Annotated in this window: 13 protein-coding genes; 6 read left to right on the forward strand and 7 right to left on the reverse strand. The window is 66.3% G+C overall.

The features are described from left to right. Positions 1–2: 2 nt before the first annotated feature. Together lptE and leuS are read right to left on the reverse strand one after the other, a co-directional pair. The gene (gene lptE / locus H0S73_RS03635) at positions 3–539 is read right to left on the reverse strand and encodes an LPS assembly lipoprotein LptE (RefSeq protein ID WP_181050876.1); all 537 of its coding nucleotides are present in this window, start codon (positions 537–539) and stop codon (positions 3–5) included. Then, complete coding sequence (gene leuS / locus H0S73_RS03640) at positions 526–3147, reverse strand: leucine--tRNA ligase (RefSeq protein WP_181050877.1); 2622 nt, start codon at positions 3145–3147, stop codon at positions 526–528. The genes lptE and leuS overlap by 14 nt, the downstream gene beginning before the upstream one ends. 181 nt (positions 3148–3328) lie before the next feature. Here leuS and H0S73_RS03645 point away from each other — a divergent pair, with 181 nt between their 5' ends. Beyond that, entirely contained in the window at positions 3329–4009 is a 681-nt protein-coding gene (locus tag H0S73_RS03645; protein WP_181050878.1) for a YggS family pyridoxal phosphate-dependent enzyme, read from the forward strand. A 156-nt stretch (positions 4010–4165) separates the two neighbouring features. Here the strand turns inward: H0S73_RS03645 and H0S73_RS03650 are convergent, their stop codons facing one another. Continuing rightward, entirely contained in the window at positions 4166–5161 is a 996-nt protein-coding gene (locus H0S73_RS03650; protein WP_181050879.1) for an aldo/keto reductase, read from the reverse strand. 120 nt (positions 5162–5281) lie between these two features. On the opposite strand from H0S73_RS03650, the gene H0S73_RS03655 reads away from it, so the two are divergent. Together H0S73_RS03655 and H0S73_RS03660 are read left to right on the forward strand one after the other, a co-directional pair. Then, on the forward strand, positions 5282–6208 hold the full coding sequence (locus tag H0S73_RS03655; RefSeq protein WP_181050880.1) for a LysR family transcriptional regulator: 927 nt from the start codon (positions 5282–5284) through the stop codon (positions 6206–6208). Positions 6209–6486: 278 nt separating this feature from the next. Further along, positions 6487–8001 carry an ABC-F family ATP-binding cassette domain-containing protein gene (locus tag H0S73_RS03660; RefSeq protein WP_181050881.1) on the forward strand — a complete coding sequence of 505 codons (1515 nt, stop codon included), beginning with the start codon at positions 6487–6489 and terminating at the stop codon, positions 7999–8001. A gap of 644 nt (positions 8002–8645) precedes the next feature. On the opposite strand, the gene H0S73_RS03665 is transcribed toward H0S73_RS03660, so the two are convergent. After that, positions 8646–9179 (reverse strand): L,D-transpeptidase family protein, encoded by a 534-nt coding sequence (locus H0S73_RS03665; RefSeq protein WP_181050882.1) that lies wholly within the window; start codon positions 9177–9179, stop codon positions 8646–8648. Between the two features lie 236 nt (positions 9180–9415). Between H0S73_RS03665 and H0S73_RS03670 the strand changes: the two genes are divergently transcribed. Together H0S73_RS03670 and H0S73_RS03675 are read left to right on the forward strand one after the other, a co-directional pair. Beyond that, positions 9416–10102, forward strand: a complete 687-nt coding sequence (locus H0S73_RS03670) for a response regulator transcription factor (protein ID WP_181050883.1) — start codon at positions 9416–9418, stop codon at positions 10100–10102. Between the two features lie 5 nt (positions 10103–10107). Then, positions 10108–10608 carry a cyclic nucleotide-binding domain-containing protein gene (locus H0S73_RS03675; protein WP_181050884.1) on the forward strand — a complete coding sequence of 167 codons (501 nt, stop codon included), beginning with the start codon at positions 10108–10110 and terminating at the stop codon, positions 10606–10608. A 113-nt stretch (positions 10609–10721) separates the two neighbouring features. On the opposite strand, the gene xth is transcribed toward H0S73_RS03675, so the two are convergent. The 3 genes from xth to H0S73_RS03690 all read right to left on the reverse strand — a co-directional run bounded on the left by xth (position 10722) and on the right by H0S73_RS03690 (position 15263). Continuing rightward, positions 10722–11537: an exodeoxyribonuclease III gene (gene xth, locus H0S73_RS03680; RefSeq protein WP_181050885.1), complete on the reverse strand. Its 816-nt coding sequence runs from the start codon at positions 11535–11537 to the stop codon at positions 10722–10724. 105 nt (positions 11538–11642) lie between these two features. Further along, a complete protein-coding gene (locus H0S73_RS03685) occupies positions 11643–12566 on the reverse strand; it encodes an outer-membrane lipoprotein carrier protein LolA (protein WP_181050886.1) in 924 nt (307 codons plus the stop codon). A gap of 99 nt (positions 12567–12665) precedes the next feature. Then, positions 12666–15263 carry an FtsK/SpoIIIE family DNA translocase gene (locus H0S73_RS03690; RefSeq protein WP_181050887.1) on the reverse strand — a complete coding sequence of 866 codons (2598 nt, stop codon included), beginning with the start codon at positions 15261–15263 and terminating at the stop codon, positions 12666–12668. A gap of 154 nt (positions 15264–15417) precedes the next feature. On the opposite strand from H0S73_RS03690, the gene H0S73_RS03695 reads away from it, so the two are divergent. Then, positions 15418–15801, forward strand: coding sequence for a hypothetical protein (locus tag H0S73_RS03695; protein ID WP_181050888.1), 384 nt, complete (start codon positions 15418–15420; stop codon positions 15799–15801). Positions 15802–15822 lie beyond the last annotated feature (21 nt).

Genomic DNA, 15822 nt, shown 5'->3' on the forward strand with positions numbered 1-15822 from the left:
GCTCAGCTTGCGGTTGCGAGCGTCGCCGACAACCGGGTCTTCACCTGCTGGGCCAGATCCTTGGCGAGCCTGATTTCCGCGTCGCGGCCCGCCCGGATGTTGGCGAAGCGCTGCGGGAAGCGGTCGAAGCTCGTGGACGAGGTCGCGGTGCCTTGGGTGACCACGGTCTTTCCGTCCAGGCTCGTCAGGGTATAGGTCAGGGTGCCGGCGACGATGACGGAGCTGGCCGTGCCCGTGGTGCTGTCGACGACCGGGCTCGAGCGGCTTTCGCTCAGCTTCAGGGCGAGCTTATAGCGCTTGGGCGTGTCCGACCCCGAGCCGTTGAGGGCATAGATCATCTCGCTGCGCAGGTAATGGCCGGCGTTCGCGAGCGACGGCGGCCAATCCGTCATCGGCACCTCGATGGAGGCGAGCACCGTCTGGAGCGACTCGCCTGAGGCCGTCGGCCCGTAGAGCGGCCGGAAACAGGCGGACAGGCCGAGAGACAGGCCCGCCACGACAACCACGTGAGCAAGGCTTTTCAAGTTAAGCGACGACATTCACGATCCTTTGGGGAACCACGATGATCTTGCGGGCGGGCTTGCCTTCCATGGCCTTCTGCACGGCCTCGAGCGAGAGCACGGCCGCCTCGACTGTAGCCTGATCCGCATCGCGGGCAACCGTCACGTCGGCCCGCTTCTTGCCGTTGACTTGGACGGGCAGGGTGACGGTGTCCTCCACCAGCAGCGACCGGTCGAGAACCGGCCAGGCGGCTTCGGATACGAGGCCCGGCTGGCTCAGGGATTCCCAGCATTCCTCGGCGAGGTGCGGCATCATCGGGGCGAGCAGCTGCACGAAGATGCGCCCGGCATCCGTGAAGGCCGCGCCCAGACCCGGTTCGGCGCTGGTCCTGGCCTGATTGGACAGGTCCTGCAGGGCGTTGGCCAGTTCGTAGAGATGGGCCACGCAGCGGTTGAAGCGCAGGCGCTCCACATCGTCCTCGACGGCGGCCAAAGCCTTGTGCGCGGCCTTGCGGACGGCGAGCGCGATCGGGCCGTCGCCGGGAGCGCCATCGGCGCTGCCAATGCGCTCGGCGATGTCGCCGACGAGGCGCCACACGCGCTGGACGAAGCGGCCCGCACCCTGCACGCCTTCCTCGGTCCAGATCACGTCGCGCTCCGGCGGCGAGTCGGAGAGCATGAACCAGCGCGCCGTGTCGGCCCCGTAGGAGGCGATGATCTCGTCCGGATCGACCGTGTTCTTCTTCGACTTCGACATCTTCTCGATGGAGCCGATCTCGATAGGCTCAGCCGTTTCCACGTGGAAGGCCTTGCGGGTGTTCCCCTGAACCTCGAAGCGCACATCGGCGGGCAGCACCCAGCCGCCCTTGGCATCCTTGTAGGTCTCGTGGACCACCATGCCCTGCGTGAACAGGCCCGCGAAGGGCTCGTCCAGGCCGGCATGGCCCGTCTCCCGCATCGCGCGGGTGAAGAAGCGCGAATAGAGCAGGTGCAGGATCGCGTGCTCGATGCCGCCGATATATTGGTCGACCGGCAGCCAGGCATCGACCGTCGCCGGGTCGGTGGGCTCATCCGTCAGGGTCGGGTCCGTAAAGCGCGCGAAGTACCAGGACGAATCGACGAAGGTGTCCATCGTGTCCGTCTCGCGCCGGGCCTTGCCGCCGCATTGCGGGCAATCCACGTGCTTCCACGTCGGGTGGCGGTCGAGCGGGTTGCCCGGCACGTCGAAGGACACGTCTTCCGGCAGCTCAACCGGAAGTTGGTCTTTCGGTACCGGCACCACGCCGCAGGCTTCGCAATGGATGATCGGGATCGGGCAGCCCCAGTAGCGCTGGCGCGAGATGCCCCAGTCGCGCAGGCGGAAATTCACCTTGCGCTCGGCCACCGGGCGGTTGCCCCGGGTCTCTTTCTCCAGGCGGCGGGCGACCTCCTCCTTGGCTTCCGCGATGGTCATGCCGTCGAGGAAGCGGGAATTGATCATCCGTCCCTCGCCGTCATAGGCGGTATCGGTGATCACGAAGGAGGCCGGATCCACGTCCGGCGGGCAGACGACAGGCGTGTTGCCCAGGCCGTACTTGTTGACGAAATCCAGGTCGCGCTGGTCGTGCGCCGGGCAGCCGAAGATGGCGCCCGTGCCGTATTCCATCAAGATGAAGTTCGCTACGTAGACCGGCAGCGTCCAGTCCGGGTCGAAGGGATGTTCGGCGCGGATGCCCGTGTCGAAGCCGAGCTTCTCGGCCTTGTCGATGGTCTCCTGAGCCGTGCCCATGCGCTTGGTTTCTTCGATGAACGCCGCCAGCTCCGGGTTCTTGTCGGCGGCGGCCTTCGCCAGCGGATGATCGGGCGCGACGGCCATGAACTTCGCGCCGAACAGGGTGTCGGGGCGCGTCGTGTAGATCTGCAGCTCGGTCTCGCCGTTCGGCACGGTTTCCGGCTTCAGGGCGAAGCGGACCAGCAGGCCCTCGGAGCGGCCGATCCAGTTGCGCTGCATCAGGCGCACCTTCTCCGGCCAGCGGTCCAGGGTGTCGAGCCTGTCGTCCAGATCCTGGGCGAAATCGGTGATCTTCAGGAACCACTGGGTCAGCTCGCGCTGCTCGACCAGGGCGCCCGAGCGCCAGCCGCGCCCGTCGATCACCTGCTCGTTGGCCAGCACCGTGTGGTCGACCGGGTCCCAGTTCACCTTCGCGGTCTTGCGGTCGACGAGGCCCTTTTCCAGGAAGTCCAGGAACATACGCTGCTGGTGCTTGTAATAGCTCGGATCGCAGGTCGCGATCTCGCGGCTCCAGTCCAGCGACAGGCCCATGCTCTGCAGCTGGGCGCGCATAGTGGCGATGTTGGCGTAGGTCCATGTCTTGGGATGGACCTTGTTCTGCATGGCGGCGTTCTCGGCCGGCATGCCGAAGGCGTCCCACCCCATGGGGTGGAGAACGTTGAAGCCTTTGGCCCGCTTATAGCGCGCCACCACGTCGCCCATGGTGTAGTTGCGCACGTGGCCCATATGGATGCGACCCGACGGATAAGGGAACATCTCGAGCACGTAGTATTTCGGGCGCGGGTCGTCGTTGTTCGTCTTGAACAGGTCGCGGTCGTTCCAGACCTGCCGCCATTTCAGCTCGGCTTCCTTGGCGTTGTAGCGCTCGGGCCTCATTTTTCTCGTCACATCCGTCATTGATCAGCGAAGCGGCTTGCGCCGCCGGGTTGCGGCGGACTAGGACACAGCTCTCCGGCGCGGTCAACGGTTTCGCGCGCGGGAGGCCGTCAAGTTTTGCGCCGGTGTGGCTCCCTCTCCGCATGGGGGAGGGGGTCGGGCGTACAGGAAGGAAGATCCCATGAGCGAGAACGACGCTGTCGAAGGCCTGAGGCAGGTCCGGGAAAGCATCCGGCGCGCGGCCTCCGATTACGGCCGCAACCCGGCCGGGATCACCCTCGTGGCGGTCTCGAAGACCTTCCCGGCGGAGGCGATCGAGCCCGTGCTCGCGGCGGGCCAGCGGGTCTTCGGCGAAAACTACGTCCAGGAGGCCAAGGCCAAGTGGCCGGCCCTGCGCGAGCGCTACCCCGACGTGGAACTCCACATGATCGGCCCGCTGCAATCGAACAAAGCCAAGGAGGCGGTGGAGCTCTTCGACGTGATCCACACCCTCGACCGCCCGTCCCTCGCCGAGGCGCTGGCGAAAGAGATCGCCAAGCAGGGGAGAAAGCCCCGCCTGCTGGTGCAGGTGAACACCGGCGAGGAGCCGCAGAAGGGCGGCGTGATCCCGACCGAGATCGATGCGTTTCTCGAAGCCTGCCGCGGCCGGTATGGCCTGGAGATCGACGGCCTCATGTGCATCCCGCCTGCGGAGGACCCGCCGTCGCCCCACTTCGCCCTGCTCAACACCATCGCCAAACGCCACGGCCTGACATGGCTCTCCATGGGCATGAGTGCCGATTTCGACGCGGCGATCCAGCTCGGCGCCACCCATGTACGGGTGGGCAGCGCGATCTTCGGCAGCCGGGCGAAGGTCAAGTAAGCCAATCTATCGTCGGCGTCTCGAGGAACGGCACCCTTCTCACGTCGTCACCGGCCTCGTGCCGGTGATCCCGATCGGAAAGGCGCGGCGCTCTTCCAATCGAGATGGCCGGGACAAGCCCGGTCATGACGGAGAGGTGATGACGTGGCGGGTTGTTTACCCCCGCTCGCTGTCCAGCATGGCCATCTGGGGAGCAGCGGAGCGGGCGCCCGCAGCAGAGCCTCTGGGCACGGGCTGCTCGATGGCCGCGAGATCCCCCTCCGTCAGCGTCACGTTGCGTGCGCCCAGCGCCTCGCTGAGCCGGTCGCGGCGGCGGGCGCCGATGAGCGGGACGATGTCGTCGCCCTGGGCCGCCACCCAGGCGATGGCGATCTGCGCCACGCTGACGCCCTTTTGGTCCGCCACTCGCTTGAGAGCCTCGACCAAGGCCAGGTTTTTCTCCACGTTGCCTTTCTGGAAACGCGGGCTATGGGCGCGGAAATCGCCAGGACCGGCCTTGTCCTTGCTCCAATGGCCGCTGATCAGGCCGCGCGAGAGCACCCCATAGGCGGTGATGCCGATCCCGAGTTCGCGGCAGACGGGCAGGATGCTCTCCTCGATCCCACGCGAAATCAGCGAATACTCGATCTGCAGGTCGCAGACCGGATGCACGGCCGCGGCCCGGCGGATGGTTTCGGGGCCGACCTCGGACAAGCCGATATGGCGCACGTACCCCGCCTTCACCATGTCGGCGACGGCCCCGATCGTGTCCTCGATCGGCACGTTCGGATCGAGACGGGCCGGGCGGTAGATGTCGATGTAATCGACCCGCAGGCGTTGCAGGGTATAGGCGAGAAAGCTTTTGACTGCCTGGGGCCGGGCATCGTAGCCGAGCCAGGCGCCGGTCGGATCGCGCATGGCGCCGAATTTCACGCTGATGAGCGCCTGATCGCGGCTGCGACCCTGGAGCGCCTCGCCGATGAGCATCTCGTTATGGCCCATGCCATAGAAGTCGCCCGTATCGAGCAGGTTGATCCCGGCCTCGAGAGCCGCGTGGATGGTGGCAATGCTCTCCGCTCTGTCGGCTGGGCCGTACATGCCCGACATTCCCATGCAGCCGAGGCCCAGGGCGGACACGAAGGGGCCGGTTTGTCCCAAGCGGCGGTGTTGCATTTGATGATCTCCTGAAAAAGGGCTGGCCGCCGGTTCGTCGCGGCATGAAGGGATCATGCCTGCTTCCGGTTCGTGCGATAATCCGGCATAACCGGAACAGGCTGTTTGGATTTTCGAACAATGAGCGACGTGGATCTGGCGGATCTCGAAGCCTTCGCGGCGGTTGCGCGGGCGCGAAGCTTCCGCAGCGTGGCGCGGCTGCGCGGCGTCTCGGCCTCCACCTTGAGCGAAGCCCTGCGGCGGCTGGAGACCCGGCTCGGGGTGCGGCTCCTCAACCGCACGACCCGCAGCGTCACCCCGACGGAAGCAGGCCAGCGGCTGCTGGAGCGCTTAGGCCCGGCCTTGAGCGAGGTCGCGGCCGCGCTCGATGCGGTCAACGGCTTTCGCGATTCCCCGACCGGGACGCTTCGGCTCAATGTGCCTACGGCCGTGGCCCGCCTCGTGCTGCCGCCGATCGTCGGGCCGTTTCTGTCGGCCTATCCCGGCATCGCTCTGGAAGTGACCACCGAGGACAGCTTCGTCGATGTCCTGGCGGCCGGGTTCGATGCGGGCATCCGCTACGACGAGCGGCTGGAGAAGGACATGATCGCCGTGCCCATCGGGCCGCGCGCGCAGCGCTTCGTCGTAGCCGGAGCACCGGCCTATTTCGCGGAACATGGCCGGCCGGTCCACCCGAAGGACATTCTGAACCACGCCTGCATCCGCCATCGCTTCGCCAGCGGCGTCATGCATCCCTGGGAGTTCGAGCGCGGCGGCGAAATCATCAAGATCACGCCGACCGCGCGGGTGATCGCCAACAGCATCGACCTGGAGATCGCCGCCGCGATTCAGGGGCTCGGCCTGATCGCCACCTTCGAGGGCTTCGTGGAGCAGGAACTGAAGAGCGGAATCCTCGAGCCGGTGCTGCAGGACTGGCTGCAGCCTTTCTCCGGGCCGTTCCTCTACTACCCGAGCCGTCGCCACATGCCCGCACCCCTGAGGGCCTTCGTGGACTTCATCAAGAAGCGAGAACGTCCCGGGATTGCATCCCAGACGCATCCCGGTTAAGCTTAAATTCTCGATCGCCATTTGAACCAGGGAGGGCTGCATGTTGGAAGCGATGCATCAACGCATGTTCGGCCCCTGGCACGCCCTGCAGCAGCTTGTTGCAGGGCCGGCCATCGAACGGATCTGACGGGCTTCCCTCTGTCTCCATCTCATTCTGGTCAGCTCTGAACGGCTCATCGCGCTACGGCTCCGCAAGGAGCCATGGTGCCTGACACGTTCCAGACCTTCTGCGCTTCCGATACCTTTGCCCGGGCGCGCCGCACCAGTGAGAAATCCCCATGGCCGTTCTGAGCCTTCGCAATGTCACCGTCATTGCCCACACGCCCCTGTTCCAGAACCTGAACCTCGTCATCGGCGAGGGCGACCGCCTCGGTCTCGTGGCCGCCAACGGCGCCGGCAAATCGACCCTCCTGAAATGCATGGCCGGCCTTGCCGAACCGACCGAGGGCGAGTTCGTCCGCTCGCGAGGCCTGAGCGTCGCGCTCGTGGAGCAGGATGTTCCCGCGAACCTGCTCGACCTGTCCCTTCACGACGTGCTGCTGCGGGCATTGCCTGCGGACGAGCGCGCGGGTCAGGAATGGCGCGTCGACATGGTGCTCGACGAGTTCGAGACTCCGAACGAGCTTCGCACCTTGCCGATGCGCGCGCTCAGCGGTGGCTGGCAGCGGCTTGCGCTCATCGCGCGGGCGTGGATCACGCAACCGGATCTGCTGCTCCTCGACGAGCCCACGAACCATCTCGATCTCGAAAAGCTCTTCAGGCTGGAGGCCTGGATCAACGCGGCCGGCTACACCGCGCCCGTCGTGGTGGCGAGCCACGACCGGGATTTCCTCGATGCCTGCACGACGAAAACCCTTTTCCTGCGCCCGGAGGAATCCGTGGCTTTCGCGCATCCCTATCGCGGCGCCCGCGCCTTGCTCGACGCGCAGGATGCGGCGGCGCAGATTCAGCGCGACAAGACCCTGCGCGAGGTGAAGCGCCTGCGCCAGAGCGCTTCGGCGTTGCGCAATGTCGGCATCAACAGCGGCAGCGACGCGGCGCAGATCAAATCCGCCCAGATCAAGCGCCGCGCCGACGCCTTGGAGCAGACTGCGCATTCCGTGCACAGGGAGCGGACGGGCGAAATCAGGCTTGCCAATCGCGGCACCCATGCGCGGGTTCTCGTGGCGCTGGAGAATGTCGCCGTGCAGGCACCGGACGGGCGCAAGCTCTTCACGGTTCAAAAACTCGACGTGGCGCAGGGCGAGCGGATTGTCGTGCTCGGCCGCAACGGGGCGGGCAAGTCGCAATTCGTGCGCCTGCTGCACGGGGCGATGAAGCAACAGGATGGCTTGCCAGGCATCCGAGTCAGCCCGAGCCTCGCCCTCGGCTATGTGGACCAGGACATGGCGCAACTGCCGCAAGGCGCGACCGCACACGACTTCATCCTGTCGCGCTTCCGCCTCGGCGACCAGCGCAGCCGCGCGGTGCTGGCGGAAGCGGGCTTTTCCATCGAGAGGCAAGGCCTGCCGATCGCGAAACTGTCGCCGGGACAGAAGGCGCGGCTCGGCCTGTTGGCGCTGCGCCTGTCGGATCCGAATGTCTATCTGATGGACGAGCCCACCAACCATGTGGACATCCCGGGCCGCGAGCAGCTGGAATCGGAAATCCTCGACGCCCAGGCCACCTGCATCGTCGTGTCCCACGACCGCAGCTTCGTCAAAACCATCGGCACTCGCTTCCTGCTGATCGACAAGGGCCGGCTGCGCGAGATCGACGGGCCCGAGACGTTCTATGAGAGCGTGCTCGGGTGAGGATGTATGGCGAGGTGCGATGACTGCGCTTAATTTGGGTGCGGAAGTGAGTACTTGCTGATTTATCTCAACCCTCATCCTGAGGAGCCGCCGAAAGCGGCGTCTCGAAGGATCGTCCAGAGAGCACTGAAGACGCCCTCGTCCTTCGAGACGGTCACTGCGTGACCTCCTCAGGATGAGGGCTAAGCGGAGCGCATCCACGTTGGGAAGCGCCGCGATGAACACAATCCACGCTATTACTGCCGTCGTGCCGATGATCTCGATTGCTTGAGGCGATGACTCTTTTAACAAACGGGATGGCCGGCACGAGGCCGGCCATGACAAAGATGCAGGAGCGAACCCTCTGCTTCTTTATTAGTCGCCATTTCGCCACTTCAAAAAGATCAAGAGGAGTCCGAGAGCAAACACTGCTTCGTAGCCACTTCCTTTGAGATGAAAGCCAAGAAGCGAAAAATCGAAGCCATTGATGTTCATATGACTTTACTCCTTCAGCGAGAACGAGGCTGCGAGCCTGTTCTCAATCCAAGGTGCACCTAAGAGCTCGTTGCGAGAGGGTGACCTTGTCCCCCATTCTCGGTGACGGGGTGGGCTGTTAAGCGCGCAGCCGCTAAAATTTTTGACGCAAGCATAGAGGAGGCGGGCCTCTACCCCACGATCTCGATCCGCGTCTTCGGACCGATCCGCTCCAGCAGGCGGCGGATCATGCGTTTGTCGACGGCCACGCAGCCTTCCGTCGGCAGGAAGCCCGGGCGCGCGAGGTGGAGGAAGATGGCGCTGCCGCGGCCCTTGACGATGGGGCCGCGGTTCCAGGCGATGTCGAGCACCACGTCGTAGAGATGGTCGTCCCGCCACATTTTTTCGTGGCCGGTCGGGCAGGGCAGGGGCACGAGCCGGTTGTAGCGGCGGTCCTTCACGTCGTCCGACCAGCCGTCGCCGGGGCGGATCGGCCTTATCGGCAAGCCGGTTCGGGGCCGGGGGCCGCGGTCGGGCCGGTAGAAGGCCTGCAGGATCCCGAAGCGTCCGACCGGCGAGGCGCCGTCGCCCTCGCGCTTGGCATGGCGGGTGCCGGACCGTCCCAGGGCGCACGGGATCACGAGGTTTCCGGCCTCCAGCCGCCCGCGCCGGTGGTCGAGCGGGGAGCGAAAGACGCGGATGACATTGACGCGAGAACGTTTCATCGGCAGTGGAAGGGACGGGAGGTCCCTCTTGTTGTCAAGCTGGGAATGACTACTCTTATGCGTCGAGCATGATCCGACGCTCAAGGCTCGCGCCGGAGAAATCCGGGCGCCGATGGTCGAACCGGATCGTGCGCGGCGACAAAAGAGCGAATGGACCGGCTTGAGGCTTGAGGGTTCTTCGCTATTGAAAGGCCGCTTCTGCCAATTCCGCGGTTCCTCGTGTTAAAGGGTTTGAGATGTCGAATGCCAGCCGCCTCCTCGTCGTCGACGACGATCAGGACCTGCGCGACACCCTAGCCGAACAGCTCGGATTCTATGACGAGTTCCAGGTTGCGACCGCCGAGACGGCCACGGGCGCCATCGAGGCGGTGAAGGGGGACCGGATCGATCTCGCCATCATGGATGTGGGTCTGCCCGACATGGACGGGCGCGAGGCGGTCAAGGTCATGCGCCAGAACGGCTTCCGCAGCCCGATCATCATGCTGACGGCCCAAGGCTCGGATGCCGATACTGTGATGGGCCTGGAGGCCGGCGCCAACGATTACGTGGTCAAGCCGTTCAAGTTCGCCGTGCTGCTCGCCCGCATCCGGGCGCAGCTGCGCCAATACGAGGCGAGCGAGGACGCGGTGTTCCAGATCGGTCCCTACATCTTCCGTCCCGGTTCGAAGCTGCTCACCACCGACAAGGGCTCCAAGCTCAAGCTGACGGAAAAGGAGACGGCGATCCTGCGCTATCTCTACCGCGCCGGTCAGGCGGTGGTCGGGCGCGACACCCTGCTCACCGAGGTCTGGGGCTACAATTCCAACGTGACCACCCATACCCTCGAGACGCATATCTACCGCCTGCGCCAGAAGATCGAGGCCGATCCCTCCAATGCGAGCATCCTGGTCACCGAGCCCGGCGGCTACAAGCTGATCCCCTGACATCCATGGCGCTCGACGACGATATCGCGGTTTTGAGCCAGGCTCCGCTGTTCAACCTGCTCGGGCGGGATGCCCTGCGCTTGGTCGCCTTCGCGTCCGAGAGCCGGACCTATCGCGAGGGCGACGTGCTGTTCCGCAAGGGAGACCGCTCGGACGGCGGCTATGTGGTGAGCCGCGGCGCCATCGCGCTCGACGCCGGCGAGAGTGGTTCGTCCGAAGCCTTCGTGGCCGGTCCGGGGGCGCTCATCGGGCAGGCGGCCTTGTTCGCCCGCATCGAGCGCCGCGCCACCGCCACCGCCCGCGAATCTTCGGCTATCATCCGGGTGACGCCGAGCCTCATGCGTCGGGTGCTGGAGGAGTTCCCGGATGCCGCCGCGGCCATCCAGGACGCCATGGCGGACGAACTGGCCCTCCTCACGGAAGGTCTGGAGCGGGTCCGCCAGCAGCTCATCGCCATAGACGGCGAGGAGTTTCCGGCCAAGAAGCCGGATGAAGACAAGGCCTAAACATGGGAGCCAACAGGGGAATCCGCTTCTGGCTCCGATGCTTGGTCTTTAGCCCGGCGTGGAAAGCCGGGTCCACTTTTCGATGACGCGGCCCTCTGGGTCCGCACGATGCGCTAAAGCTCCAGCACCGCCGTCACCGGCGCGTGGTCCGAGGGGCGCTCCCAGCCGCGGGCGTCGCGGGTGACGTCGATGGAGCGCAGCGTGTCCTTCATGCCCTTCGACAGCCAGATATGGTCGAGCCGGCGGCCCTTGTCGGCGGCGGCCCAGTCGGGCGAACGGTAGCTCCACCAGGAATAGATCTTTTCAGGTTCCGGGCGCAGGACGCGCATGGCGTCGATCCACTCCGCCTCCTGGCGCAGCTCCTCCAGGGCCTGTGTTTCGACCGGGGTGTGGCTCACCACGTCGAGGAGCTGCTTGTGGCTCCAGACATCGTGTTCGAGGGGCGCCACGTTGAGGTCGCCCACCAGGATCGCCGGGCCCGCGGTCGGCTTCGCGCGGCTGCCCCAGGAGCGCATCTCGGCCATGAAGTCGAGCTTGTGCCTGAATTTCTCGTTGAGCTCCGGGTCGGGGATGTCGCCGCCCGCCGGGACATAGAAGTTATGGATCGTGAGCCCCGCCGCCCCCTTGGCCTCGCGGCTCAGGGTCACGGTGATGTGGCGGGCGTCCTGCCGGCCGCACATCTCCATCACGCTCGTCTCGGAGAACGGGTAGCGGGACAGGATGGCGACGCCGTTATAGCCCTTCTGGCCCATATGGACCACGAAAGGATAGCCGAAGGCCTGCAGATCCTTGAGCGGCAGCTTGTCGTTCGGGCACTTGGTCTCCTGCAGGCACAGGATGTCCGGGCGGCGCTCCTTCAGGAAGCGGCCCACCTGATCGAGGCGCAGGCGAACGGAATTGATGTTCCAGGTCGAGACGGTCAGTTGCACGGCAGAAGCCCTTCGGAAGATCCTTCCGGGCTACGACAGATTTCGGCCGGAGGGAAGGGCGGGCTTCAGGATGAGGGCTCAGGGAGGAGACCTTCTTCGAAAATCTTACTTGTTCCCGCCGACGATCGCTTCGTACTGGATCTTGAACAGGTCCTGGTCGATCCGGCGGTCGCGCTCGGCCTTGTTCAGCACAACCACGGTCTGGAACCCCTGCGCGTCGATGATGCGCCACTGGTTCAGGTTTTCCACCTGGGGATCGAAATAGAGGGTGATGCGCGAGGTGCCGCCCAGGGTTGAGGAATCCTCCAGGCCGATGCGGATCGAATCGCCGTCGTTGGTGATGCCGATGATCCGGATGTCCCGGCCGAGATTGACCTGCTCGCGCAGGAGGAATTTCAACGGGGTCTGGGAGATCGAATAGAGGTCCTGGGTGGCGAGCTTGCGGTCGCGCACGGCGACCGAGCGCCCGTCGGCGATCACCTGGAGGGTGGCGGGCGGATCGTATTCGAACCGCACCTTGCCGGGACGCTGGAGGTAGAGGGTGCCCCCTTGCCGCCGCCCGTCACCGCCCACTTGGGTGAAATCGGCCACCAGGGTGGTCAGGTTCGTGAAATAGGCATTGGCCCGTTCCACCACGGCGCTGTTCGACAGGGGCTGCTGCAGGGCCACGGGCTCCACGGCCGCGGCCATGACGGGCTTCGGCGCGATGGCCAGAGGCTCTGCTTCCGAGGCCCGCTGGATGTCCGTCAGGGCCGGGCGGCTCGGCGGCAGCGGCGCCGTCACGGCCAGGACCTGCTCCGCATTGGCGGGTCTCGGGATCACGGGCCGGGACGGCTGGATCTCGGCGACCGCAGGATGCGCGTGGCGGAAGGTCGCTGTCGGCAGCTGCTGGAGGGACGGGCCGAAGGCCTGGGCCGCCGCCGGACGGGTCGGGGCCAGGATCATGTCGATCGGAAGCGTCTGGGCCACGGCCGGCAGGGTGCCCGCGAAGAGGGCCGTTACCAAGCCGGCAAGGGGGATGGCACGCATCCGATTCGGTCTCCTTCGGAACATCATCGTGAACGCTGCTTGGCCATTGGGCATGGCTCAACAATGACGCGGGGCAGCGGCCAAGGTTCCGACAAAGTCTTAATCGTCTCCCATCCCGGGCGTTTCAAGCAGAATTTCGCGTTTCCCGGCGTGGTTGGCGGGTCCGACGATGCCCTCGTTCTCCATGCGCTCCATGAGCGAGGCGGCGCGGTTGTAGCCGATCTGGAGCCGGCGCTGGATGTAGCTGGTCGAGGCCTTCTTGTCGCGCAGCACCACCGCCACCGCCTGGTCGTACAGGTCGCCGCCCGGCGCCCCGAACTCGCCCTGGTCGAACACCGGCGTGTCGGCGCCCGCGGCCCCGCCCTCGTCCTCCTCGGCCGTGACCGCCTCGAGATATTGCGGCCGGCCCTGGCGCTTGAGGTGCGCCACCACCTTCTCGACCTCCTCGTCCGAGCAGAACGGCCCGTGCACGCGCGTGATCCGCCCGCCGCCGGCCATGTACAGCATGTCGCCCTGGCCCAGGAGCTGCTCGGCGCCCATTTCCCCTAAGATCGTGCGGCTGTCGATCTTCGAGGTCACCTGGAACGAGATCCTTGTCGGGAAGTTCGCCTTGATCGTGCCGGTGATCACGTCCACCGACGGGCGCTGGGTGGCCAGGATCACGTGGATGCCGGCGGCGCGCGCCATCTGGGCTAGGCGCTGGATCGCGCCCTCGATCTCCTTGCCGGCCACCATCATCAGGTCGGCCATCTCGTCGACGATCACCACGATGTAGGGCAAGGGATCGAGATCCATCACCTCGTCCTCGTAGATCGCCTCGCCGGTCTCGCGGTCGAAGCCGGTCTGCACCGTGCGGGTGATGGTCTCGCCCCGGGCCTTGGCCTCGACCACTCGGGCGTTGAAGCCGTCGATGTTGCGCACGCCGAGCTTGGACATCTTGCGGTAGCGGTCCTCCATCTCGCGCACCGCCCATTTGAGCGCCACGACCGCCTTCTTCGGGTCGGTGACCACCGGGGTGAGCAGGTGCGGGATGCCGTCATAGACCGACAGCTCGAGCATCTTCGGGTCGACCATGATCAGGCGGCACTCGGCCGGCGAGAGCCGGTAGACCAGCGACAGGATCATGGTGTTGATCGCCACCGACTTGCCCGAGCCGGTGGTGCCGGCCACCAAGAGGTGGGGCATGCGGGCGAGATCGGCGATCACCGGCTCGCCGCCGATGGTCTTGCCCAGGCACAGCGCCAGCTTCTGCTTCGAGGTCTCGAAATCCTGGCTGGCGAGCAGCTCGCGCAGGTACACGGTCTCGCGCTTGTGGTTGGGCAGCTCGATGCCGATCGCGTTGCGGCCCTGCACCACCGCCACGCGCGCCGAGACCGCGCTCATCGAGCGCGCGATGTCGTCCGCCAGCGAGATCACCCGCGACGACTTCGTCCCAGGCGCAGGCTCAAGCTCATACAACGTCACTACAGGGCCGGGATTGACCTTCGTGATGGCGCCGCGCACGCCGAAATCCTCCAGCGTCCCTTCGAGCAGGGCGGCGTTCTGCTCCAGGGCCTCGGCCGAGATCGTGGGGACCGATGGCCGCTTCGGTTCGGCGAGCAGGTTGAGCTGCGGCAGCTGGTAATGTTCCTCGTCCAGGAGGGAAGGCTGCGCCTCGCGGGCCATGCGCTTGCCGGGCTTGGGCGCGGCATGGGCCGGTCCGACGCGCGTGGGCGCCGGTTCGGGTCGGGACGCCGGACGCGGGGAGGGCGGAGCGGGCCCGTCGTCATCCCAGCCGGCCTCGTCCTCGTCATGCATCGGTACGGAGGCCGGCGCGGGCCTCGGGCGCGCAGGAGCACCGTCGAGTACCGGCTCGCGCCGCAATCCGGGCTGGCGGGACGGGCGCTTCGGCTGCGCGGGCGCCTCCTCGAAATATTCGTCTTCGTGAGCGGAGCGGCGGCCTTCCTTCCAGCGTCGCGCGGTGGCGCGCAGGCTCATGACGCCATGAGCCAGGGCCCCCAGGGACACGATGCCCCAGCCCGGCTCATCGTGGCCGATTTCCTCCGCCTCGTCCCAATCCTGGATCTTGCGCCGCCTGAGGGGCTGCGGCTCCTCGATCTCCTCCGGCTCCTCGTGATGCCGTCCCTCGTCCGGCCCGAGCCCGCAGGCGGCCGTGAGGCTGAAGATCGCGAGGCCTGCGAACAGGAAGCCCAGGACCGCGCTGGCCGAGCCGCTGGAGAGGCCCGTGATGGCCTTCGCCCCGGCGAGGATCGCATCGCCGACCACGCCGCCCAGGCCCGTCGGCAGGGGCCAGCTCTGGGTGGGAGGCATGGCGCTGGCCAGGGCCGTCGCGGCGCCCGCGCCGATGACCCAAAGGGCCAGGCGCAGCTGCAGGCGGCCGAGATCGCCGGATTTCATGAGGCGCCAACCCCAGAGCGCCAGGGGCAGCACGGCCGCGATGGCCCCCAGGCCCAAGAGCTGCATCAGCAGGTCGGCCACGATGGCGCCGGGCCAGCCGAGGAGGTTGCGGACGGGCAGGGCGGTGGCGTTGTTGAGGCTCGGATCGTCCACCGACCAGGTGGCGAGCGCCACCGCGACCGCGCCGGCGACGGCGATCAGGCACAGGCCCGTCAGCTCCTGCGCCCGGCGGGCGAGGAAGGCCCGGAAGGCGCTGAAGAGGCCATCATAGGCGGAAGAAGAACGGCGGGCCGCACGCATCAAACCACTCTAAAAATCCATAGGACGGGACAATCTCGCCAGGATGCTAGAGAAGCCGGGTTAAGGGTCCTTTAACCGTAAGTGCATCGGGCGGAGAAAGTGGCCCAGGCGATCCCTGTTGACGTTTTCCTTCGAAGAGACGAGTGTCCGGCCCATGACGCGCCGGGCTCCCCGAACCCATTGGACACGCGCCGCCATCGTGGCGGTGATGGCCTATGCGTTCGTCCTGCAGGCTCTGCTTCTCTCGGTCAGCGGCTCTTTCCACACGGCCGTCGCGGCCAACGCGCAGGGGATCATCTGTCTTCAGGACGGGTCCTCCGCGCCGGATCATGGGCCGACGAAAGCTCATCAGAATCTCTGCTGCACCCTGAGCTGTCACGGTGCGGGCACGGCTGGGCCGATTCCGACCACGGCCGTTCCCGGGCGGGTCGCACCTGTCGCGGCCGCCGCTGGCGTGAGGCCCGCCGGATCGCCGCATCTGCGGCTCACCTCCAACGTCCTGCCCTTGGGATCGCGCGCGCCCCCGCGCCTCGGCTGACCCGCACTCGCCGATTTCCCA

Origin of the sequence: Microvirga mediterraneensis, from assembly GCF_013520865.1 — a bacterium.
Lineage (GTDB): Bacteria > Pseudomonadota > Alphaproteobacteria > Rhizobiales > Beijerinckiaceae > Microvirga > Microvirga mediterraneensis.